This window comes from Buchnera aphidicola (Sarucallis kahawaluokalani) (assembly GCF_005080725.1).
GTDB lineage: Bacteria > Pseudomonadota > Gammaproteobacteria > Enterobacterales > Enterobacteriaceae > Buchnera_L > Buchnera_L aphidicola_AF.
In genome coordinates this window covers 123,708-147,941 of record NZ_CP032999.1, presented here as the reverse complement: position 1 = coordinate 147,941, position 24,234 = coordinate 123,708, and the positions used below count along the sequence as shown (strand labels likewise).

Below are 24,234 nucleotides of genomic sequence, written 5' to 3'. Positions count from 1 at the left end.
TAAATATAATGATGAATACTAAAAAGAATAATAATTCAAAAATGTATTTTACAAGTATCATTATATAGTATATGATATAAATTCAAAATACAAAAAAATTGGGGCTGATTTTGGATTCGACAAAATTTTCGAATACTACTAGTGCATGCCGAGGGTTCGGTTGCCTCGTTAAAAACCGAAAATTATTAAATGCAGAAAAAAAACAATACGCTTTAGCAGCTTAATAAACTAATAAAGCCCTTTATTTATTCTTATTTTATCTTTTATAAGAATAAAATTTTCAAAAGGACCGATAAAAAGAAACCCATAATAAGATAATTCTCAAATCTTATATGAAAATAAAAAAAAATGAGATAGGTATGTAAAAACATTTTTCTTTGTGTTAAAATACCAAAAATTTCAAAGAATAAGCATGTAGTACTATAGTTGTAGATATTTTGGACGCGGGTTCAAATCCCGCCAGCTCCAATAAAAAATATTTTCATATAAAATTAATTATTTCAAATATTTTAAAATACACATATTACAAATAAATAATTATTTCAGATAATGTAAAAAAATAAATAAAAATTTTAATTAAAAAACTAAAAAAAATTTTTTGACCAATTTAATTTCTTACGTAATGTATCTAAATAATGATAACTTATAGGATGAATTAAATTAACAAAATTTTTGCTTTTATAAATAAAAATTTTTTTTGCTTTGATAATCGGTAATTGAATTTGACCATCACAACTAATTTGAAATTTTTTATCTAAATGAAATAATTTCAGCATAATAACATCATTTTCATTAATAACAATTGGACGAGCAGATAGTGTATGCGGCAACATAGGAACTATAGTAATCACTCTAGAAGATAATGATAAAATTGGTCCTCCAGCAGATAATGCATATCCAGTAGAACCAGTAGGAGTAGAGATAATAATACCATCCGATCTTTGATAAAAAGCAAATTTTTTATCAATATATACTTCAAATTCTACCATACATGACATCTTTTCTGCATGTAAAACAACTTCATTAACAGCAATACAATTTCTTTCGATTTGTTCATTTAATACCTTTACCTCCAACAAAAATCTCTTCTCAACATTATATAAACCAGATAAAATTTTCGATAACATGAAAATCATATTATTAGGTTGTAAATCAGTTAAAAAACCTAAATTACCACAATTAATTCCAATAATTTTAATAGGATAATAAGATAATTCCCTTAAAATACATAACATGTTACCATCACCACCAATTACTATACCTAAATCACATTTTTCACCAATTTGTATAAATGTGGCAATTTTCGGATTATTAATATTTAAAAATTTTGCAATACTTTTCTCAATGACAACATGATAACCTTTTTGTGTTAACCAATCATATAAAATTTTATGAGTCATAAAAAACTTTAAATTACGAGGGTGCCCTAAAATAGCAATCCACCGAAACTGTATTTTCATGATTTATATATGCCTTACAAAAATAAAATCAATAAAATTAATTATATATTATTGAATAAAGTAATAACACCACTTATAATAAATAACAAATACTGTCTCTAAAGAATAAAATATATGAATAATCATAAAAATAATAATAATCATACTCATATTAATTTACTAAAAGAAAAATTAAAAGAGATTTTAAAAAAAAAAAAAGATATTACATTACGGGCACAGGCAAATATTGAGAATATAAAAAAAAAATCTGAATATACTATTCAAAAAATAAAAAGTGAACACTTAAAAAATTTTATAGAAAAATTATCTTTGATAATAGAAAAATTTAATACAATTACTAAAATTGCACATGAAAAAAAATTAGAAAATAACCCTATCATCCAGGGGATAAAATTAACTCAAAAATCACTGATTAATACCATAAAAAAAAAATAAATACCATAAATTATGGTATTTACATAATATAAATAAATTTGCTACCAAAAAATAACATTTTTATTTTGTTTCAACAAAATATCATTCGTTTTAAAAAAATGATTACAACCAAAAAAACCTCGATTTGCCGACAAAGGTGATGGATGAGAAGCATACAAAACAAAATGTTTATTACGATGAATCATGTTAGATTTTTCTTGTGCATCTTTACCCCATAATAAAAAAATTACTTGACGCAAATATTTATTGATATAATAAATAATTGCATTAGTAAAATTCTGCCAACCCAAATGAGCATGTGATTTCGGTTTTCCAGACTCCACTGTTAAAATAGAATTTAATAATAATACACCTTGTAGTGCCCATCTTGATAAACATCCATGAAAATAATAGTTTTTAGGTAAATAAAAATTAGAAATCACTTCTTTATATATATTCCTTAATGATGGCGGAATTTTACAACCAAAATTTACTGAAAATGCCAATCCATTAGCTTGATTATCTTGATAATAAGGATCCTGCCCAATAACAACTACTTTAATTGAATGAAAAGGAGTTAAACAAAAAGCACGAAAAACATCTCTTGAGTTAGGAAAAATAATTTTTTTTCTCCTTTCAAAAGAAACTATTTTTAAAATATTTAATATTTTTTTTTTTCTAAATTAAATATATATTTCCAGTGTAAATCATTCATTTTAACAATTAATATAATATATCAATCAATAAATATATTTTATAAAAAATAAAAATATATAATAAAATAATAAATAAATTTAATTATGATATATTCAAAATAATCAATAAAATATTTATTTTAAAAGTAGAAAAAAATGAACTTAATATCTCAAATTGCACCAAACTTTGTTACTTCAGCTCTTTTAAAAGATGGAAACATTATCAATGATTTTAATTTTAGAAAATCAACAAGAAAAAAAATGGTAGTTTTATTTTTCTGGCCAATGGATTTTACATTTGTATGCCCAACAGAAATTATAGCATTAAACCAATTATATAATGAATTTAAAAAAAGAAATACAAAAATTATCGGGGTATCACGTGATTCAGTATTTGTACATCAAGCATGGCAAAACCTTCCAATTAAACAGGGTGGTATTGGAAAAATAAAATATACTTTAGTATCAGATATAAAGGGAGATATTCAAAATGCTTACGATGTTGCACATCCGACACTAGGCATTGCATTACGAGCATCATTTATAATAGATGAAAACAACATTGTACGACACCAAGTAATTAATGATTTGCCAATAGGTCGTAATATTTCGGATATGGTCAGAACAATCGATGCTATTAAATTACATGAAAAATACGGAGAAGTATGTCCAGCTAATTGGAAAAATGGCGAAAAAACCATACACCCATCAAAAAAAGGATTAATTGAATATTATCAATAATATATAAATGTTTAATATAACCAGCATAAATATTACTGCTGGTTTTTAATAAATAACATAAAAATATAAAATAGTAATGTTGTATGTTTATATTAGAAATCTTCATCTAAATCATATATATCATATGAATCTTCTGTAGGGTATTCACTAGTAGTATTACTATCATCCACTTGAAAAAAATTATTTATTGGAGTATCAATATGTTCAGAAGAACCAATATCAGTATTATGATGTATCGTATCACTTGGTTTGTCATGGTTATTTAAAATATTTGCTAAGATGTTACCTGCAACCATCCCTCCTGCAACACCCACTGCTGTTTGCATAGCATTTCCTAAAAAACTTGATATACCACCTCCTGTATTATTAGATACATGATCTTTATTGTTAAAATAAGTATTTTCTTTAACATGTGGTATATTTTGAGCATTATGATTCTTTGTATTACTTTGGATATCATTATATACAGGTAATTTACATACTTTTTCTTTTACATGATCAGGTAAAAAACTTGTATTTTGAGTAGAACATTGATTCTCTTTATTTTCTAATTTTTGAATTTTATCATTTAATTCTTGTATAATAATGTCCTGTACTAATAATGTTTGTACCATGTAATAAATCGCATCATTTTGACTTTGTAATAAGAAATTAATTAACTTTGTAGCTTCAATATCTTTATTAGGTGTTTGTAATGATATATTTTGAATTTTTTTAAACAAATTAATGATTAATTGCTTTTCTGCTGTTTTCATATATATATCCTTTTCATTGAAAACCATTTTAAATAATTATAAAACATAAATCATTATTTTTTAATATTCTATGTACCATTTTAATATGATATAATTGTACATGAAATAAATTTATATTACTGTCCGAGAAATAAATTATGAATACAATATACAATAATATTGATCCAGTAGATATTGAAAAAGAATTAACATCTTCGTACCTTGATTATGCTATGTCAGTAATTGTGGGACGGGCACTACCTGATGTACGAGATGGACTAAAACCTGTACATCGAAGAATATTATTTGCAATGAAAATACTAGGAAATGACTGGAATAAACCATACAAAAAATCTGCTCGGGTTGTAGGTGATGTTATTGGAAAATATCATCCTCATGGAGATTCTGCAGTATACGAGTCTATTGTGAGAATGGCGCAGCCATTTTCATTACGATATACTTTAATTGAAGGTCAGGGAAATTTTGGTTCTATAGATGGTGATACAGCAGCTGCAATGCGTTATACAGAAATTAGAATGTCAAAAATAGCACATACATTACTAGAAGATTTAGAAAAAGATACTGTTGAATTTCTTCCAAATTATGATGAAACAGAAAAAATACCTGAAATTTTACCAACAAGAATACCAAATTTGCTAATCAATGGATCATCCGGTATTGCAGTAGGTATGGCTACAAACATTCCACCACATAATTTAAACGAAGTTATTAATGCATGTCTTGCATATATTAATAATCATAATATTTCACTAAAAGAATTAATGCATTATATACCAGGACCAGATTTTCCAACATATGGAATTATTAGTGGTTATCAAGGTATCGAAAATGCATACCGTACCGGAAAAGGAAAAATATATATCCGAGCCCGACATAAAATAGAAAAAAACATAAGAAATAAACGTGAATCTATTATAATATATGAGTTACCATATCAAGTAAATAAAGCAATATTAATCACAAAAATTGCAGAATTAATGAAAGAAAAAAAAATAGAAGGTATTCATGCCTTACGTGACGAATCAGATAAAGATGGTATGCGTATTGTTCTTGAAATCAAGAAAGATACAATTAAAGAAATATTATTAAATCAACTATATATGTTAACACAAATGCAAATATCTTTTGGTATTAATATGGTAGCATTATACTATGGACAACCAAAAATTATGTCGTTAAAAAATATATTAAAATGTTTTTTATCGCATAGAAAAAATATTATTACACGAAGAACTATTTTTGAATTAAAAAAAGCAAAAAAAAAAATACAAATTTTAAAAGGATTAACTATTGCATTAAATAATATCAACGAAATTATTGAAATTATTCAACAATCCAAAAAACCTAATTTAGCAAAAGAAAAATTATTGTCAAAAAAATGGACAATAAATACTAAATTATCAGAAATAATCAATGTAGAAAGTAATATATTACAAAATAATCAAAATAAAACTGATACAGAATATAAATTTACAACTAATCAAGTAGAAGCGATTTTAGAATTAAAATTACAACGATTAACCACTTTAGAACAAGAACGCATATTAGATGAATATAACACCTTATTAAAAAAAATAAAATCATTATCATGCATTCTAAATAATAATGAAGATATGTTAAAAATCATTAAAAAAGAATTAAAAATCATACAACACCAATTTGGTGATAAACGAAAAACAGAAATTATAGAACATAATACCGAAGTAGAAATAGAAGACATGATCCCAAAAGAAGACGTAGTAGTTACTTTATCACATAAAGGATATGTAAAATATCAGCCATTATCGGATTATAATACACAACATAGAGGTGGAAAAGGAAAATCTGCGGCAAAAACTACTAAAGAAGATTATATAGAAACATTATTAATTACAAATACACACGATACAATTTTATGTTTTTCAAATAGAGGAATTTTATATAAAATTAAAGTATATCAATTACCAGAAGCAAGCCGACATGCCATAGGTAGACCAATTATTAATTTAATTCCACTAGGAAAAAAAGAACGAATTACTGCTATTTTAAATTTAAGCAAGGCTACAAATAATAAAAATGTTTTTATGTTAACCGCTAGTGGTATTGTAAAAAAAACTCCGTTACATATATTTAAAAAACCCCGATCTACTGGAATGATAGCAATTCATTTAAAAAATAAAGATGAACTTATTGGTGCTGAAATAACTAATGGAATAAACAACATTATGCTTTTTAGCAAAAAAGGAAAAGTAGTACATTTTTCAGAAAAAGAAGTTCGGAAAATGGGTAGAACTGCATATGGTATTCGGGGTATTAATATTGATAAAGATGACCAGGTAGTATCATTACTTGTTCCTCATGAAAAAGGCACAATATTGACAATGACAGAAAATGGATATGGAAAACGAACAAAGATTGAAAATTTCCCTATAAAATCTAGAGCAACTAAAGGTGTACGATCCATTAAAATTACAAAAAAAAATGGTGTAGTTATCAGCGCAATACAAGTTTCTAAAAATGATCAAATTATGATGATTACTAATGCTGGTACGTTAGTACGTACAAACGTTTCTGAAATTAGAATTTTAGGAAGAAATACACAAGGTGTAATTTTAATCCGTACCTCTAAAAAAGAAAAGGTGGTTGCATTACAAAAAATTGCTAATAATAAACTTAAGTGTCTTACTTAGAAATAGCATAAAAATATTTAAAAAAATTTTTATATATTATTCTTCTTTAATTATCAGGTAATTAAAAAATGCCAAACGTATTATTAGTTACTAAGCGAAATGGAAATACAGAAAAAATTAATTTTCAAAAAATAAAAAACATATTAGAACGTGCATCAAAAAAATTAAATAATATTTCAATAGAAAAAATTATACTCAATACAAAAATACAATTATATAATAAAATCTCAACAAATCGAATTCACGATATAATTATAAAAACTACAGCAGATCTTATTTCAGAACATGCGACAGATTATCAATTCATGGCTGCACGATTAACAATATTTCAATTAAGAAAAAAAGCATATGGAACATTTCATCCACCAAGTCTTTATGAACATGTAACAAATATGATAAAATTAAAAAAATACGATGAAAAATTAATCACAGGATATTCTCAAGAAGAATACAATATTATGGATAAATTTATCCATCATAATCGTGATATGAATTTCTCTTATGCTGCTGTAAAACAATTAGAAGGAAAATATCTCATACAAGATAGAGTTAGTGGAAAAATATACGAAAGTGCTCAATTTTTATATATTATGATTTCAGCTTGTTTATTTCTTAAATATCCTCAAAAAAAAAAAATGAAATATATTAAAAACTTTTATGATGCTATTTCAAAATTTAAAATCTCTTTACCAACACCTATTATGGCTGGAGTACGTACACCAACTAGACAATTTAGTTCATGTGTATTAATAGAATGTGCAGATAGTTTAAATTCTATTAACGCAACTGCAAGTTCAATTGTAAAATATATTTCACAAAAAGCAGGAGTTGGTATTAATGTTGGTCAAATTCGTGCTCTTGGTAGTTCAATTCGTAATGGAGAAAACTTTCATACAGGATGCATACCTTTTTATAAATATTTTCAAACAGCAATAAAATCATGTTCGCAAGGAGGAATTAGAGGAGGCGCAGCAACATTATTTTATCCAATTTGGCATCTAGAAATTGAAAGTCTTATCGTATTAAAAAATAATAGAGGTATAGAAGAAAACAGGGTACGACATGTAGATTACTGTGTCCAAATTAATAAAATTATGTATCAAAGATTAATTAATCAAGAATATATTACACTGTTTAGTCCATCAGACGTTCCCGGATTATATAATTATTTTTTTTCCAATCAAAAAAAATTTATAAAATTATACATAAAATATGAAAAAAATCCTAATATCAGAAAAAAAATAATTAAATCAATTGAACTATTTTCTTTAATTATGCAAGAAAGAACTTCAACAGGTCGAATTTACATACAAAATGTAGATCATTGTAATACACATAGTGCATTTAATCCAGAGTATGCTCCCATTAAACAATCAAATTTATGTTTAGAAGTTACATTACCAACTATTCCAATCCATGATTTACATGATACAAATTCTGAAATTGCATTATGTATATTATCCGCATTTAATTTAGGATGTATTAAAAATTTAAAAGAACTAAAACAATTATCGAACTTATTAGTTAGAGCATTAGATGAAATTATCGATTATCAAGAATATCCAGTTGTTGCAGCAAAAAATGGTGCTAAAAATAGACGATCTATAGGTATTGGAGTAATTAATTTTGCGTATTATTTAGCAAAAAATAATGTACGATATTCAGATGGTAGTGCAAATAATTTGACACATACCACATTTGAATACATTCAATATTATTTATTATATGCGTCATGCAAATTAGCGAAAGAAAAAGGAGCATGCCCGTTATTCTATCAAACAAACTATGCTAGAGGTCTACTTCCAATAGATACTTATAAAAAAAGTATTGATAAAATTTGTAAAAATAACTTACAGTTAAATTGGAAAAAATTAAGAAATCAAATTATGAAATATGGTTTAAGAAATTCCACAGTATCAGCAATTATGCCAACAGAAACATCATCACAAATAGCAAATGCTACAAATGGTATCGAACCACCAAGAGGTTACATTACTATTAAAGCTTCAAAAGATGGTATGTTAAAACAAGTTGTACCAGAATTTATTGAACTGAAAAAAAAATATGAATTATTATGGGATATACCAAATAATACAGGATACTTAAATTTAATTGGTATTATGCAAAAATTTATTGACCAGTCAATCTCAACAAATACAAACTATGACCCTAAAAAATTTCCCAAAAATAAGATACCAATGAAAACCCTCTTACAAGATCTACTCACTGCATATAACTTAGGATTAAAAACCTTATATTATCAAAATACTAGAGATGGCGTAAAAGAATACCAATCAGAAGTTCTGAATAATAATTATAATAATCAATGTAACCATGGATCATGTATATTATAGAATATAAATTTTAATATTAAAATATAAATTAGGTAAAATTATGCCATATACTACTTTTTCTAGAAATAATAATAATCAACTAAAAGAACCAATGTTTTTTGGACAATCTGTAAACATTGCCCGATTTGATCAACAAAAATACCAAATTTTTGAAAATTTAATAGAAAAACAACTCTCTTTCTTCTGGAGACCTGAAGAAATTGATTTATCTAAAGACCGGATAGATTTTTCATATTTACCAAAACATGAACAACATATTTTTATTAGTAATTTAAAATACCAAACTCTATTGGATTCCATTCAAGGAAGAAGTCCAAATATTGCTTTTTTACCTATTATTTCAATACCCGAATTAGAAACATGGGTAGAAACATGGTCATTTTCAGAAACAATTCATTCTAGATCATACACACATATTATTAGAAATATTACTCATGTTCCATCAGATATATTTGATACAATTATTTCAAATAAAAATATCTATGAACGTGCAAAAAATATTTCTTATTACTATGATAACTTAATTACTATGACTAACTATTGGAATTTATTTGGAGAAGGATATTATATAAACAACAAAAAAAAAATAAAGATTAACTTAAAAACTATTAAAAAAGCTTTATTTTTATGTCTTGTTAGCGTCAATGTTCTTGAAGCAATACGATTTTATGTTAGTTTTGCATGTTCTTTTGCATTCGCAGAACAAAAACTCATGGAGGGAAATGCTAAAATCATCCGATTGATAGCACGAGATGAATCCTTACATTTAACTGGAACACAACATATTATTAACATTCTAAAAAATGAAGAAAGTGATCCAGAAATGCAAAAAATAATCAAGGAATGTGAACAAACATCTATTAATTTATTTAAAACTTCTGCATTACAAGAAAAACAATGGGCAGAATATTTATTTAAACATGGACCTATGCTAGGATTAAACAAAAATATCATGTTTAAATATATCGAATATATTACAAATCTGCGAATGCAAGCAATTAATTTGCCAACAATATTTCCAAAGACAAAAAATCCAATTCCGTGGATTAACAATTGGTTAACGTCAGATAACGTGCAGGTTGCACCACAAGAAGTCGAAGCAAGCTCCTATTTAACTAGCCAAATAGATTGTGAGGTATCAAAAGATGCATTTAAAAAATTTAAAATATAAAAAAAAATATATTATTCAGATAATAAATAAAAAATACTATATCACCATAGAACAAAAAAAACTATCATTATTGAAAATATTATTAATTAATAATATTAATATATTTTATCAATGCCAAGAAGGTTATTGTGGAAGTTGTAGTGTAAAGTTAATACATGGAAAAATAGAATATTTTCATAAAAATATTTTATCGTATATACAACCGAAACATATTTTAGCATGCTGTTGTAATATAAAAAGTAACATACATATTATTATTTAAATATGATACTGAATAAAAATTATATTTTTGACTGTATTATAGTAACAAGTATGGTATATAAAATGTCACTAATAGTAGCTCCTCTCGATAAATCATTTACTGGTTGCATTAAACCTTGCAAAATTGGACCAATAGAAGATATATTTAAAGATTGTTGTACAGCTTTATAAGTAATATTACCTGAATTTAAATCGGGAAAAATAAAAATATTAGCCGTATCATGTAAAGATGAATTAGGTAATTTAATACTTAAAATATTCGAATTAATTGCAGCATCGTATTGAATAGGACCTTCAATACTAAAATGTGGAAATATTTTTTTTAACAAAATAGTAGCTTCTCGTACTTTATCTACTGTATGACCCGTTCCTGAATTACCGGTAGAATAGGATAACATAGCTATTTTAGGTTCAATCCCAAATAAAATTGCTAAATTAACAGCATTATATGCAATATTAAATAATTGTTGTGCATTAGGATTAATATTTACAGCGCAATCGCTATATATTAATAATGTCTTAGGAAGTAACATAAAAAAAGCAGATGATAATAAAAGATTATATTTTTGATTACAAATATTATTCATACCAATTAATTGTAAAGCAGTACGTATAACATGTGAAGTTGTATAATTAACACCACATACTATACCATCTACACTTTTATCACGTAATAATAAAGAACCAAATACCATGTTATCTTGCACGCATTCTTCTGCAAATTGCCAAGTTATTCCTTTATGTGCTCTTAATATAAAAAATTTTTCAACATATTTTTTATATAGATTTTTAGGATCAATGATATCAATATTATTAGAAAGATTAATCCCTTGTTGTTTAGCTGTATAATATATAATATTCTTATCTCCTAATAATGTAAAACGCGCAACATTTAAATTAGATAAAATACTAGCGGCATGTATAATACGTTTCTCAGTACCTTCAGGTAATAAAATATGCCGTTGAAGATTTTTAGCTGTATCAATTAAATATTTTTGAAACATCACAGGTGAAAAATAAATACTTTTTTTTGTATTAGCATAAAGAATGCTTCGTAATCTACGATTAATATGATAAATGATATAATCTAATAATACATCAATATCACGCGCATTTTTATGTAATATTTTAATTTTAAAACTATGAATAGTGGATACAACGCTGTTAAAACTACATTCAGTATAAAAAAATATTATACTATACTTGATTTGTTGCATCAATATAAAAATTTTTTCTATATCGTATTGATTACAATTAGTTAATATAATAGAATGTATACCATTTGTATTTAATATTATATATATCAATTGATCATATTGTTGCAAAAATACATAAAATGGGATGAGTAAAACGGTATTATGCATATTATTACTATAATGCAATAAAAAGTGATTATAACATATAAAAGAATCAATTAAATTTATTTGATATTTATTTTTAATAAATTGTTTTATTTTGATCAATTTGAATATTTTATATATAGAAAAATTTATTATTTCTCTATTCCAAGGAATATATGCAGTAAAAGCAGAGGGTATATTTATAGAACGATAATCATTACAATCAGCATGAGAACGAAAAAATAAAAGATCATTATAAAAATTTATAGAAACATTACAAAAATTTTTGATAACACCTAAAATATTATTTTTAATACCATATATTTTATGGTAATTAAAATTATCTTTTAAAAAAAAATTAATACCAGAGTCATAGAAAATAATTTCAGCATCAATATGTTGTAAAAATTTAATATTTAAATCGTGAATATTATATTGATTAGATTTAACACCTTCAATAAATATAATATCATATTTATTCCTGTATAAATAATATAAATCTACAGCATCCTGTACAATTTTTTGAACAAATTTTTCCTTCATAGGATGTATATGAATATTATCTATAATACTTTCAATACAAGAAATAGAATAATATCTTTTTAAAATGTAAGATGTATCACCTATATTATATAATTTTTCAAGAAACGGTTTAAAAAAAATAACATTTTTTTGATGCAATAACTTTATTAAACTTAAACTGATAGTGGTAAGACCTACACTCTTACCAAGAGGAATTAACATAATAGTACGTTTCACAATATTCTCTCGAATATCAAATAATAATATTATTTTATAATAATAAAAATTTATTTTTATAAATAATCAAAAATTATCTAAACAATTTTATTGCTTCTTGAGCAATCATAAGTTCTTCATTCGTTGGTATGACTAAAATCGGAATAGTATCTTTTTTATGAATAAAATTATATGTTTTAAGCAATTTTTTATAATTGTTTTGATTATCTAGTTGAAAACCAATCAAAGATAATCTCAGTATAGTTAATTCACGTACCAAAGCAGAATTTTCGCCAATACCTCCAGTAAATACTAAAGCATGTATTTTCCCATTACATACAGTAGAATATGCACTAATATATTTAGATAATCTATAACAAAAAATATTTGTAGTTCTATATGCCTGCATATCAGAATAATATAACTTTTCAATATCACGAAAATCACTTGTTTTTCCATTGGTTAAACCAGTTATACCAGATTTATTAATTAATATATTCTGAATATCATATATACTTAAACCTAAAATATTATACATGAAAAATATTATTGAAGGATCTATATCACCACTACGCGTACCCATAACTAAACCTTCCAAAGGCGTTAAACCCATAGAAGTATCTACACATATACCATTACAAAATACCGATACCGATGCACCTCCACCCAAATGACAGATAATAATATTTAAACGCTTCAAATCGATATTTAAAATTTTTGATATTTGTTGAATAATATATAGATAACTAATACCATGAGCGCCATAGCGACGAATACGATGTTTTTGATAAAATTCATATGGTATGGGATATAAATATGCATGTTCGGGAATATTATAGTATAAAGAGGTGTCAAATACTGCAAAATTTTTTTTTTTTAATTTTGGAAAATACTTTATAGCTGCTTTAATACCCAATAAATTTACTGGATTATGTAAAGGAGCAAAAATTGTATTTTTACTAATATTTTGTATGACAGAGTCGTTGATAATAACTGATTTCATAAATTGATCACCACCATGAACGACACGATGTCCAATATATTGAATTTTTAAAATTAATGATTGATATTTAGCAAAAATTACTTGCACAATAAATTTTATTGCGTGGCTATGAGAAATAGTATGACCAATATTTTTTTTATTTTTTTTATTATCAAAATACCACGTAATATATGAATTAGAAGTATACAATCGTTCAACCAATCCAAAAAGATACTTTTTATTATTTATAGGATCTAAAATAGAAAACTTTAACGACGAACTTCCGCAATTTAAAACTAATACTACAGTATTTAACATAAATTCTCCAATAAAAATATATAATTTTATAAAAATATCATACGATTATATACACTTATACATAAAACACTATATTTTATTTCACCAATAAAATATTTAATATAATTTTTGTCCCACTGTTATTCTATAATATCCTAAAGGATCTTTATATGAATAAATATTACTAAAACAACTTTTTTGAAATAATTGATAAACTAATTTTTTTTGTTTCCAACCATGTTCAATTAATAACCAACCTTGTAATTCCAAATACTTTTTGGAATGATTAATAATATAATCAATTGCTGAAAAACCATTATTACTAGAAAATAAAGCAACAGGTGGTTCAAAAAATAATTCTTTGGATAAAGTAAATTTTTCATATTTACTCAGATATGGAGGATTACTTACAATTAAATTAAATTTTTGATTAATGCAAGAAAACCAATTACTATAAAAAAAATTAACGTTTGTAATATTTAAATTTTTAGAATTTTTTTTTGCAATGCTTACTGCCTGATGTACGCAATCAATTCCGATAACTTTACAATTAGGTTTTTCATATGCTATAGCTAAAGATATTGCTCCACACCCTGTTCCTAAATCTAATACATAATCCCCATGATTTATTCGAATCAAACTATTTTGTACTAAAATTTCTGTTTCTGGTCTTGGGATTAAAGTATATTTTGAAACATAAAAAGATAAAGACCAAAATTCTTTTTTGTGCATAATATATGCAACAGGCTCACCTAATAAACGTCTTAATAATAATTTTTTTAAAAAAACAGTCTGTTTATAATCTAAAATATAATTATCAAAAATATTTATCCAAGTACGTGATTTTTGAATTACATAACTAATTAATAATTCTGTATCTAAAGTTGGTGTTTGTACTTTAGATAAAAACCGAACACCATATTTGATCCAAAAATTAATATTCATATTATGTTATACAATTTTTAACAATAATTTAGCATTATACTCTTGAGTAATTGGATCAATTAAGATATCCAAATTTCCATTTAGGATATCATCTAGACGATATACACTCAAATTAATACGATGATCAGTTACTCTATTTTTCGGAAAATTATACGTCCTATTACGATCAGAACGATCACCTGTCCCTAATAAATTTTTTCTAATTAGTGAATTCTCTTTATTACGTTTCTCCATCTCATGTGCATGAATTCTAGAAATTAAAATAGAAAGTGCCTTAGATTTATTTTTATGTTGTGAACGCTCATCTTGACACTCAACCACAGTACCTGTAGGTATGTGTGTAATACGAATTGCAGAATCGGTAGTATTAACATGCTGTCCTCCAGCACCAGAAGATCGAAATGTATCAATTTTCAAATCAGAATTATTTATTACAATTTCTCTAGATGATTTTATTACCGGAATGATTGCCACTGTACAAGTTGATGTATGAATTCTACCTTGTGATTCTGTTTTAGGAACACGTTGTACACGGTGTCCACCAGATTCAAATTTTAACTTACTACATACACCAGACCCAGTAACCTTTACAATAATTTCTTTAAAACCTCCTTTTTCGCCTGTATGACTGCTAATAATTTTAAAATTCCAATGATTAAATTCAGCATAACGACCATACATTTTAAATAAATCCCCCGAAAATATTGCAGCTTCATCACCACCAGTGGCTGCTCTAATTTCAATAAAACAACTTTTAATATTACTGGCATCGTCTGGTAAAAGCATATTTTTAATTTTATTTTGTAAAGATTTTTTTTGATCATTTAATAAACGTAATTCATCTTGTGCTATATCAAACATTTCAGGATCAATTAATAATTGCTTAGTTAATTGAATATCTTTTTTTATTTTTTTCCATCTCAAAAAATAATTAATTAAATTCGATAATTTTAAATATTTTTTTGATAATTTTTTAAATCGTATTTGATTAGAAATAATTTTTTTTGATGAAAGTAATATTTCAATTTTTTTTACTTGATCATATAATTTATCTAATTTATTTATAATAGTTTTTTTCAAATTATAATTTTCCTTATTTACGTTACATACACATAAAAAATATCATATATAAAATTACAATTTTTATTATAATATTAATATATTTTAATTTACATTATAATTTAATTTAAAATAATATTTTTCAAATGTAAAACATATTTAATTCTATTATGATTAATATGAAAAATACTCACTAGAATCTTAATACAAGAGATCTTTATGTTAAATATGAAAATATTTTCTGGTAATTCAATCCCAATATTAGCAAAATTAATTGCAAATAAATTATATAGCAAACTTGGAAATGCAACAGTTAGTCGTTTTAGTGATGGAGAGATTAGTGTTCAAATTAATGAAAATGTTAGAGGAGACGATATTTTTATTATTCAATCAACCTGTTACCCAACAAATGACAATATTATTGAACTAGCAGTTATTATAGATGCTTTAAGAAGGGCATCTGCTGGAAGAATCACTGCAGTGATTCCATACTTCGGATATGCACGACAAGATCGTAGAGTGCGTTCAACTAGAGTACCAATTACAGCAAAAATAGTAGCAGATTTTCTATCTAATGTTGGAATTGATCGTATTCTTACAGTTGATTTACATGCAGAGCAAATACAAGGATTTTTTGATGTACCAGTAGACAATGTTTTTGGAAGTTTTGTTTTATTGGAAGATATGTTACAATTAAAATTAAAAGATCCAATTATTGTTTCTCCTGATATTGGAGGAGTTATTCGAGCAAGAGCAATTGCAAAATTATTAAATGACAGTGATATGGCAATTATTGATAAAAGAAGACCTCGAAAAAATATTGCACAAGTCATGAATATTATAGGTGATGTTTCCAATAGAGATTGTATTTTAGTAGATGATATGATTGATACTGGAGATACATTATGTAAAGCTGCACAGGCATTAAAAAAACACGGAGCAAATAAAGTCTTAGCATATGCAACACACCCTGTGTTTTCTGGTAATATTCTCAATAATATTCAAAAAACATATATTGATGAAATTATTGTTTGTGATACTATTCCACTAACATCAGAAATCAAAAAACAAACAAAGGTTCGAACATTAACTTTATCTACAATGTTAGCAGAAGCAATTCGAAGAATTAGTAATGAAGAATCTATTTCAGCTATGTTTGAATATAAAAAATATACAACGTTCGATTTTATAAAATAAATTATTTATAGTTGAAAATATATAGATCGAATTGACGTAATAGCTTCAGCAACAGAAACAAAAGATCCAAATACTAATATTAAATCTTTTTTTTGTACACGTTGCATTAATTGATATATAGCATTTTGTACACTAGGATAAAATAAAGCACTATTTGGTAATATTTCTTTTAAAATATATTCTGTAGCAGAATCATATGTTTGTAAACTAGTGTAATACCAACAATGAATTAATTCCTTCAAATTTAATACAGTATTTTTAATATCTTTACGAGATAATATTCCAAATAATCCATAAATTTTAATATTTTTTTTTTGATTTAAAAAATTCTTTAGTTGTTGATATAAATAATATGTTGCATGTGCATTATGTGCAGCATCTAATATAATTAGTGGATACCTATGAATAATATGAAATCTTCCAGGTAAAAAAACTTTTTTTAAAGATTGTATAATATTTTTTTTTTTAATATTCAATTTTAAGACACGCAATGCTGCTATTGTAATGGCAGCACTGGAAAGTGATATTTTTGGTATAGGTAAATTTTTTACAATACCATTTTGATCATAAAAATACCAGTTATTATTAGACTGAAAATAATTCCATTCATACTGTATACGGTATAAAGATACATTAGAAAAATTTGCTACTTGATATACTGAATAAGGGATATTATTTTCTCCAATACATACTATTACATTCTTACGAAATATACCCGATTTTTCATATCCTATCAGATATCTGCTATCTCCTAATTCATGTATATGATCTAATCCAATGTTAGTCACAATTGCTAAATGAGGTATAATGACATTCGTAGCATCTAATCTACCACCTAATCCAACTTCTAAAATTATAACGTCTAAATTACTTGATTGAAATATCAATAATGCAGCCAATGTAATAAACTCAAAATATGAAAATTTTATATCTTTACATACTGACAATATTTTTTTAAATATAGAAATATGTATCAAAGGATTGATGATATATGATCCATTAATTTTAATTCTTTCATAGTAATTAAATAAGTGAGGTGAAGAATATTTTCCTACTGTATATCCTGAATCTAAAAGTATTTTTTCTAACAATGCACATGTACTACCCTTACCATTTGTACCAGATACAGTAATAATAAAAGACGAAATATTTAATATTTTTAACTTTTTTGCAATATAAACTACTCTGCTTATATTATTGCGCATATTTTTTGAGCATATAAATTGAATATACTGCAACCATTTTGATAGTAAAATATGTTGATTGTAGAAATAATGTTTCATAAAAATAATTTCTATATAATAAATCATATCATGAGAATAATGTAATATACAACATAAAAAATCGCTATAAAAATAATTTAAAAAATTTACGCATAAGAAAATTATATATTTAAAATCACCAATAAAAATTCCAAATATATACATTTAAAGTTATAAATTTTTATAAATATTTCATATTTAAAAAATTCATCAAAATTTGTGGAAATATACCAAATAATATAATTACACTACTGATTAAAATAATTATTATATCAATAATTTTATAACATTTTTTACCATTTATTAATGCAACATTAGTTTTATTGTATGCAATTAATATTATTTTTAAATAATAATATATCGAACAACCAGAATTAATAATGACTGCACATAAAATCAACCAAAGTTTTTTATGTAAAATTACTATTAAAGTAAAATACTTAGCAAAAAATCCAAAAGTAAATGGGATACCTAAAAAAGAAAAAATAATAACTACAAAAGAAAAACTTAGTACTGGTTTATCAATTAATAACATATTATATAAAGGCATGTGATTTATATCAAATGTTATATTATTATTTAACAAAACTAATAAACTTAATAAACTAAATATTCCAATACTGCTAATAACATAATTTAATAAATATATAAAAGCTATATGATTTGATAAATAATAATTATTTATAGTCAGTACCGAAATTAATGCATATCCCATATGAACAATTGAAGAATAACCAAAAAATTTTTTAATATTATTTTGTGTAATCACTACAATACTTCCGTATATTATCGAAAAAAATGATATAGTTTCTATAATTAAATATATAATTTTACATTTTTCGTATGGACAATATGATAATATTTTAATTAATGCTGAAAAACTCGCAATTTTTATGATGATCGTAGAATACAATAATAATACAGGGGAAATATTTTCATAAATATCAAAAATCCAGAAATGTAATGGAAATAATGATAATTTAAAAAAAAATGATATAAATAATAACATTAAACCAATTAATAAAATTTTATTTTCATAACTACTACTAATTAAAAGTGTAATCTTAATACAATTTAAAGTTAGACTTCCACATTTTAAATATATCAACACTATACCTAATAATGCAAAACTAGTCATCAGACTAGATAAAAACATATATTTTAATATCACTCGAATCTTTCTTTTTGATTCTAAAAAATATGTCATCAATCCAAATATTGGTAAAGACATTAGTTCCGTACCAATTAATACAGTAATAATATGATTTGCTTCTGTTAATATAATAGCACCAATAATTGAAGATAATATTAATACATAAAATTCTTCCTGATACATCAATATTTTTTCTATATAAAAGTAAAATACAATTAACATTAACATACTAGAAAAAACAATAAGAAAAATATATAATAAAGAATTAAAATTAATATACAATAGGATAGTAACAAAAATTGGAGTAATAAAGTAAATTAAAAATAAAATACACAATACAGAAAATAAACTTAAAAAAGTAACACAAAAAACAAAAAAATGATTTCTTCGAAAAATCATAGAAAACATAATTACAATAATACCTGTCATTAAAATAACAAGAGGAAGTAAAGCTACTAATTTAAAAATAGGTATAAACATATAAGTGATTAACCTTATCAAATTAAATCATAATATACTTTTTAAAGTGTTGCAAATTGTATCATACTAATAATCATCTTTGGATAAAACCCTAAAAATAATGTTACTAATACAAAAAAAAGTATAATAAAAAATTCAAAATAATACATATTTTTACTACCTATAACTAATATTTTTTTTTCACCATAAAATATTTTATTTAACATATTTAAAGAATAAATCACAGCAAATAATAAACTAAATACTAATAATCCTCCTATAAATGAACTCTTAATATAAACTCCAGTTAACATCATAATTTCACCAATAAAATTCACTGTTCCAGGAAGATTCAAGTTAGCAAATAAAAAAAATAAAAAAAATCCTGGAATCCATTTAATTTGAGAATATAATCCACCCATTTTACTAATATTATTAGTTTGAATACGTCTATATAATTGACTTAATAAAATAAATAACGCTGCTGTTGTAAATGAACCAAAAACAATTTGCATAATTGATCCAATAGATGAAAAATAATTATCGCAATATATGGTAATGAGTAGAAAACCCATATGTGATATAGAACTATATGCAATAATTTTCTTTACATTTTTTTCAGCAAATGCCATCCAAGAACTATAGAAGATAGTAATGATTCCGAGTATAACAATAATAGGATAAATATGATGTAGAGTATTTTTAAATAGGTGAATATTAAAACGTAATAAGCCATACGCTGCTACTTTAATTAACATACCTATTAAATCTAATGAACTATCTATAGGAGATTGACTATAACAATTTACAATCCACCCATGAAATGGTACTATTGGCATTTTTACCGCGAATGCAATGAAAAATCCCACCATAATAATATATTGCAAAAACAAAGGAATTGTATTTTTTATGAAAATATTATAATCAAATGTCCAAATATTATTTTGATAATAATAATTTAATGATAATAATAAAATTGAAAATAACATTAATATACTAGATATTTGTGTATAAATTAAAAATTGATTTGCAGTATATTTTCTTTGTTGTTTTGTATATTTTTTATGACCCCAAAAAATAATTAAAAAATACATTGGTAATAACATAATTTCCCAAAAACAAAAAAACAGAAATAAATCAATTGATAACAACACACCAACCGTTCCAAATAAAATTAATAATAAACTTAAATAAAATAAATTTTCGTTTTTTTTATCTTCGGAAAAAGAATGTAAAATAGCTAATAATCCTAAAATACTAGTTAAAAAAATCATTATCAATGATAATCCATCGATTGCAAAATGTAAATTAATTCCTAATTGAGGAATCCATGGTATTATCACTTCATTATTCCAATATTGAATGTATAATGTAGTATGATATCGGTAAAAATATTTATACCAGCAGAAAGTAGAAAATATAAGCATTAATATCACTGTAAATAATGAAAAACATCGCGATGCATGATAAAATTTATTTCCAAGAAATAAACAACATAAACTACCTAATAAAGGAATAATCAGAAAAAAAATTAACATATCATAATTCCTATAGATTTCATAAAATATAAACTCTAAAATTCAAATATATAAAATTTTAAAAAATTATTATATTAATATAAAATGATTAAACAAGAAACAAAAATTATATTTAAACTAATTAACATAATATAAACATTCAATGTAATATCTTCAATAGATATTAATAAAAAATTAATTTTTTTTACAAGAAATAATACAAAACAACTGCATACATTAAAAGGTTTACGAGATAAAAAATATGCTACTGCTAAATATATATTCAAAAAAAATAATTCATAAATATAATAAAAACCAAAACTACTGTCTTTAATAAAATTTATTAAAGTAACTAAGCATTTTAAAATAAATATTTTTAATACTATATTTTTCCGTAAAATATAAAAATAATATGATATAAAAATATTCAAAATAACTAATATACTAGAAATACTTTCTAAATAAAATTTAGTATAACCTTTCGGTAATGCAATCATTGGAAACATATTAGATATATTTGGAAGAATCAATATTCCAAAAGTAGTTGAAAATATAGAAAATATAATAAGTGGAATATATTGAAAACAATTCATTGAAGTTTTAGTAATATGATAATTTGAACTTGTATGAAACGTGACAAATATTAATCTAAAAATATATAAAGTTGTTAAAATGATTGATAATATAGCTATAATAAAAAAAAACATATTTTTACTATTGTAAATGCATAATAATATTCCTTCTTTACTATAAAACCCTGCAGTAAAAATTGGAAATCCTGCCAAAGAAACACCACCTATTAAAAAACAAACATACAAAAATGGAAATCTTTTATATAATTGATTGCCCATACGGAAAATATTTTGTTCGTAACAACACTTAGAAATTAAAACACCAGCAGACAAAAATAATAAAGCTTTAAAAATAGCATGTATAATTAAATGCATTACAGCAGCATTACATGCACCTACACTTAAAGCAATAAATATATACCCAATTTGACTCATTGTAGAATATGCTAGTATTCGTTTTATATCAATTTCAACTAAAGCAACTATACTGGATAAAATTAAAGTAATACCACCTACAATACCAATCATATATAAAACATGTGGTGTTAATATAAATACATTATAATTTCTTAAAATTAAATAAATTCCAGAAGTCACCATAGTAGCAGCATGAATTAAAGCAGAAACTGGAGTTGGTCCTACCATAGCTTCAGGTAACCAAATTTGTAGCGGTATTTGCGCTGATTTACCAATTGCACCTATTAAAAGTAAAACATTAACTATTTGTAAGAATTTCGTTCCTTTTATTAAATAAATTTTTGTTAAAAATGCAATTTCATAAAAATTTAAAGTATGGTAATGAATATATAATAATAATATTGCAGTAATTAAAAATAAATCACCTACTTTAGTGAAAATAAATGATTTCATAGCAGAATAATTAACACGTACTTGAGAATAATAAAAATTAATTAATAAATATGAACAAACACTAATTCCTTCCCATCCTAAATACATGAAAAGAAAATTGTTAGATATTACTAAAATTAACATATTTACTAAAAATAAATTTACCAATTCAAAAAAACCAATATTATTAGTTTTATGCTGCATATACCATATAGAGAAAAAATATACCAAACACGCAACTATTGTAATCATTGATAAAAATACACAGGTCAAACTATCAATTAAAATTCCAATATCAATTGTAATACTTTGTATATTCCACCATGACCACAAACATTTTTCAAAAGTAAAATATGGACTAATAAAAAAAAATATATCTAATAAACAAACCGAAACTACAGATAAACTAATCAAAAGAAAACTAATAAAAGAAATAATTTTATATGATAAAACATTTTTAAAAAAAAATAAAAAAATAAAACTTATCAGAGGAAAAAAAATTACTAAATAAATTATATTCATTCAATAATCTCACTGAATTTATTAATATTTAAAGTATGTGTTTGTCTAAAATATTGTATCAATAGCGTTAAACCAATACTTGATTCTATTGCCGATAATGTAATTGATAAAACATACATAACCTGTCCGTCTGTATGACTCCAATAATTTCCAATCACTACAAATAATAATGATATAGAATTCATGATAATCTCTAAACCAATAAACATAGATAATAAATTATCATTTAAAATAATTGATATTACACCCAATACAAATAACATTAAAAACAAACATAAACAATGTAATAAAGAAATCATATTATGATATCCTATAGTATAAAATATAATATTATTTATTTTTTTTAGAAATCAAAAATACAATAATCACAATTGATAATAATAAAATTGAAGTAAATTCAATTAATAATATATACGGATCAAACAAAATTTTTCCTAAAACATTTAAATGATTAATTACTTGAAAAATATATTTTCTATGTATACAAAAAAATATCTTATAAAAAAAAGTATAAAAAAATGAGATCAATAAAAAAAAATAAAAATAATTATATTTCCGAGAACAACAATTATTTTTCATATCGTTAAAGTTTAATAGCATTACAACAAAAACAAATAATATTAGAATAGCACCAGAGTAAATAATCATTTGCAATGAACCTATCATATAATCACCTAATACAAAAAATATACCAGAAGTAGTTAATACTGAAATAAAAAAATAAAATAATGCATACATGATTTTTGTTTGAATAATTGAAAGTATAGTAAATAATATAGTCAATATAGATAAAGTATAAAAACATAAATACATATTTTTTAT

Annotated in this window: 20 protein-coding genes and 1 other RNA gene; 8 read left to right on the top strand and 13 right to left on the bottom strand. The window is 23.9% G+C overall.

The features are described 5' to 3' along the window. Positions 1–100: 100 nt before the first annotated feature. Positions 101–471, top strand: a transfer-messenger RNA (tmRNA) gene (gene ssrA, locus D9V78_RS00675). Positions 472–584: 113 nt separating this feature from the next. Here ssrA and nadK read toward each other — a convergent pair. After that, complete coding sequence (gene nadK, locus D9V78_RS00670) at positions 585–1,460, bottom strand: NAD(+) kinase (RefSeq protein WP_158350438.1); 876 nt, start codon at positions 1,458–1,460, stop codon at positions 585–587. A gap of 114 nt (positions 1,461–1,574) precedes the next feature. Here nadK and grpE point away from each other — a divergent pair, with 114 nt between their 5' ends. Beyond that, positions 1,575–1,895 carry a nucleotide exchange factor GrpE gene (grpE, locus tag D9V78_RS00665; protein ID WP_158350436.1) on the top strand — a complete coding sequence of 107 codons (321 nt, stop codon included), beginning with the start codon at positions 1,575–1,577 and terminating at the stop codon, positions 1,893–1,895. 41 nt (positions 1,896–1,936) lie between these two features. On the opposite strand, the gene ung is transcribed toward grpE, so the two are convergent. Beyond that, on the bottom strand, positions 1,937–2,542 hold the full coding sequence (gene ung / locus D9V78_RS00660) for a uracil-DNA glycosylase (protein ID WP_158350434.1): 606 nt from the start codon (positions 2,540–2,542) through the stop codon (positions 1,937–1,939). A 183-nt stretch (positions 2,543–2,725) separates the two neighbouring features. Between ung and D9V78_RS00655 the strand changes: the two genes are divergently transcribed. After that, on the top strand, positions 2,726–3,310 hold the full coding sequence (locus tag D9V78_RS00655; protein ID WP_158350432.1) for a peroxiredoxin: 585 nt from the start codon (positions 2,726–2,728) through the stop codon (positions 3,308–3,310). 92 nt (positions 3,311–3,402) lie between these two features. Here the strand turns inward: D9V78_RS00655 and D9V78_RS00650 are convergent, their stop codons facing one another. Continuing rightward, positions 3,403–4,065, bottom strand: coding sequence for a DUF2076 domain-containing protein (locus D9V78_RS00650; protein ID WP_187306113.1), 663 nt, complete (start codon positions 4,063–4,065; stop codon positions 3,403–3,405). 137 nt (positions 4,066–4,202) lie between these two features. On the opposite strand from D9V78_RS00650, the gene gyrA reads away from it, so the two are divergent. The 4 genes from gyrA (at position 4,203) to yfaE (ending at position 10,521) form a co-directional block, all read left to right on the top strand. After that, a complete protein-coding gene (gene gyrA, locus D9V78_RS00645) occupies positions 4,203–6,734 on the top strand; it encodes a DNA topoisomerase (ATP-hydrolyzing) subunit A (protein ID WP_158350428.1) in 2,532 nt (843 codons plus the stop codon). A 68-nt stretch (positions 6,735–6,802) separates the two neighbouring features. Further along, complete coding sequence (gene nrdA, locus D9V78_RS00640; RefSeq protein ID WP_158350426.1) at positions 6,803–9,088, top strand: class 1a ribonucleoside-diphosphate reductase subunit alpha; 2,286 nt, start codon at positions 6,803–6,805, stop codon at positions 9,086–9,088. 40 nt (positions 9,089–9,128) lie between these two features. Continuing rightward, the gene (nrdB, locus tag D9V78_RS00635; RefSeq protein WP_158350424.1) at positions 9,129–10,259 is read left to right on the top strand and encodes a class Ia ribonucleoside-diphosphate reductase subunit beta; all 1,131 of its coding nucleotides are present in this window, start codon (positions 9,129–9,131) and stop codon (positions 10,257–10,259) included. Next, entirely contained in the window at positions 10,234–10,521 is a 288-nt protein-coding gene (gene yfaE / locus D9V78_RS00630; RefSeq protein ID WP_158350422.1) for a class I ribonucleotide reductase maintenance protein YfaE, read from the top strand. The genes nrdB and yfaE overlap by 26 nt, the downstream gene beginning before the upstream one ends. 19 nt (positions 10,522–10,540) lie before the next feature. Here yfaE and pta read toward each other — a convergent pair whose 3' ends face one another. From pta to prfA, 4 genes are all read right to left on the bottom strand, one after another. After that, positions 10,541–12,619 carry a phosphate acetyltransferase gene (gene pta, locus D9V78_RS00625; RefSeq protein WP_158350420.1) on the bottom strand — a complete coding sequence of 693 codons (2,079 nt, stop codon included), beginning with the start codon at positions 12,617–12,619 and terminating at the stop codon, positions 10,541–10,543. A 73-nt stretch (positions 12,620–12,692) separates the two neighbouring features. Next, positions 12,693–13,898, bottom strand: coding sequence for an acetate kinase (locus tag D9V78_RS00620; RefSeq protein WP_158350418.1), 1,206 nt, complete (start codon positions 13,896–13,898; stop codon positions 12,693–12,695). Positions 13,899–13,994: 96 nt separating this feature from the next. Then, on the bottom strand, positions 13,995–14,822 hold the full coding sequence (gene prmC, locus D9V78_RS00615; protein WP_158350416.1) for a peptide chain release factor N(5)-glutamine methyltransferase: 828 nt from the start codon (positions 14,820–14,822) through the stop codon (positions 13,995–13,997). 6 nt (positions 14,823–14,828) lie between these two features. Then, positions 14,829–15,902 carry a peptide chain release factor 1 gene (gene prfA, locus D9V78_RS00610; RefSeq protein ID WP_158350414.1) on the bottom strand — a complete coding sequence of 358 codons (1,074 nt, stop codon included), beginning with the start codon at positions 15,900–15,902 and terminating at the stop codon, positions 14,829–14,831. A 198-nt stretch (positions 15,903–16,100) separates the two neighbouring features. Here prfA and D9V78_RS00605 point away from each other — a divergent pair, with 198 nt between their 5' ends. Further along, positions 16,101–17,078: a ribose-phosphate pyrophosphokinase gene (locus tag D9V78_RS00605; RefSeq protein ID WP_158350412.1), complete on the top strand. Its 978-nt coding sequence runs from the start codon at positions 16,101–16,103 to the stop codon at positions 17,076–17,078. 5 nt (positions 17,079–17,083) lie between these two features. Here the strand turns inward: D9V78_RS00605 and folC are convergent, their stop codons facing one another. The 6 genes from folC to D9V78_RS00575 form a co-directional block, all read right to left on the bottom strand. Next, positions 17,084–18,361: a bifunctional tetrahydrofolate synthase/dihydrofolate synthase gene (folC, locus tag D9V78_RS00600; protein WP_187306112.1), complete on the bottom strand. Its 1,278-nt coding sequence runs from the start codon at positions 18,359–18,361 to the stop codon at positions 17,084–17,086. A gap of 160 nt (positions 18,362–18,521) precedes the next feature. Continuing rightward, positions 18,522–19,973: an NADH-quinone oxidoreductase subunit N gene (locus tag D9V78_RS00595; protein WP_158350408.1), complete on the bottom strand. Its 1,452-nt coding sequence runs from the start codon at positions 19,971–19,973 to the stop codon at positions 18,522–18,524. Between the two features lie 41 nt (positions 19,974–20,014). Next, a complete protein-coding gene (locus D9V78_RS00590; RefSeq protein ID WP_158350407.1) occupies positions 20,015–21,490 on the bottom strand; it encodes a NuoM family protein in 1,476 nt (491 codons plus the stop codon). 74 nt (positions 21,491–21,564) lie between these two features. Beyond that, positions 21,565–23,412 carry an NADH-quinone oxidoreductase subunit L gene (locus D9V78_RS00585; protein WP_158350406.1) on the bottom strand — a complete coding sequence of 616 codons (1,848 nt, stop codon included), beginning with the start codon at positions 23,410–23,412 and terminating at the stop codon, positions 21,565–21,567. Then, positions 23,409–23,711 (bottom strand): NADH-quinone oxidoreductase subunit NuoK, encoded by a 303-nt coding sequence (nuoK, locus tag D9V78_RS00580; protein WP_158350404.1) that lies wholly within the window; start codon positions 23,709–23,711, stop codon positions 23,409–23,411. Before nuoK ends, D9V78_RS00585 begins: the two co-directional genes overlap by 4 nt. Positions 23,712–23,742: 31 nt before the next feature. Next, on the bottom strand, positions 23,743–24,225 hold the full coding sequence (locus D9V78_RS00575; protein ID WP_158350402.1) for an NADH-quinone oxidoreductase subunit J: 483 nt from the start codon (positions 24,223–24,225) through the stop codon (positions 23,743–23,745). Positions 24,226–24,234 lie beyond the last annotated feature (9 nt).

Coding starts and splice junctions, on each gene's coding strand:
- nuoK (WP_158350404.1), bottom strand. CDS start 23,711: ATGATTTCTTTATTACATTGTTTATGTTTGTTTTTAATGTTATTTGTA.
- grpE (WP_158350436.1), top strand. CDS start 1,575: ATGAATAATCATAAAAATAATAATAATCATACTCATATTAATTTACTA.
- nrdB (WP_158350424.1), top strand. CDS start 9,129: ATGCCATATACTACTTTTTCTAGAAATAATAATAATCAACTAAAAGAA.
- D9V78_RS00620 (WP_158350418.1), bottom strand. CDS start 13,898: ATGTTAAATACTGTAGTATTAGTTTTAAATTGCGGAAGTTCGTCGTTA.
- nadK (WP_158350438.1), bottom strand. CDS start 1,460: ATGAAAATACAGTTTCGGTGGATTGCTATTTTAGGGCACCCTCGTAAT.
- prmC (WP_158350416.1), bottom strand. CDS start 14,822: ATGAATATTAATTTTTGGATCAAATATGGTGTTCGGTTTTTATCTAAA.
- D9V78_RS00650 (WP_187306113.1), bottom strand. CDS start 4,065: ATGAAAACAGCAGAAAAGCAATTAATCATTAATTTGTTTAAAAAAATT.
- D9V78_RS00655 (WP_158350432.1), top strand. CDS start 2,726: ATGAACTTAATATCTCAAATTGCACCAAACTTTGTTACTTCAGCTCTT.
- nrdA (WP_158350426.1), top strand. CDS start 6,803: ATGCCAAACGTATTATTAGTTACTAAGCGAAATGGAAATACAGAAAAA.
- folC (WP_187306112.1), bottom strand. CDS start 18,361: ATGAAACATTATTTCTACAATCAACATATTTTACTATCAAAATGGTTG.
- D9V78_RS00595 (WP_158350408.1), bottom strand. CDS start 19,973: ATGTTTATACCTATTTTTAAATTAGTAGCTTTACTTCCTCTTGTTATT.
- D9V78_RS00605 (WP_158350412.1), top strand. CDS start 16,101: ATGTTAAATATGAAAATATTTTCTGGTAATTCAATCCCAATATTAGCA.
- yfaE (WP_158350422.1), top strand. CDS start 10,234: ATGCATTTAAAAAATTTAAAATATAAAAAAAAATATATTATTCAGATA.
- gyrA (WP_158350428.1), top strand. CDS start 4,203: ATGAATACAATATACAATAATATTGATCCAGTAGATATTGAAAAAGAA.
- D9V78_RS00585 (WP_158350406.1), bottom strand. CDS start 23,412: ATGAATATAATTTATTTAGTAATTTTTTTTCCTCTGATAAGTTTTATT.
- D9V78_RS00575 (WP_158350402.1), bottom strand. CDS start 24,225: ATGTATTTATGTTTTTATACTTTATCTATATTGACTATATTATTTACT.
- D9V78_RS00590 (WP_158350407.1), bottom strand. CDS start 21,490: ATGTTAATTTTTTTTCTGATTATTCCTTTATTAGGTAGTTTATGTTGT.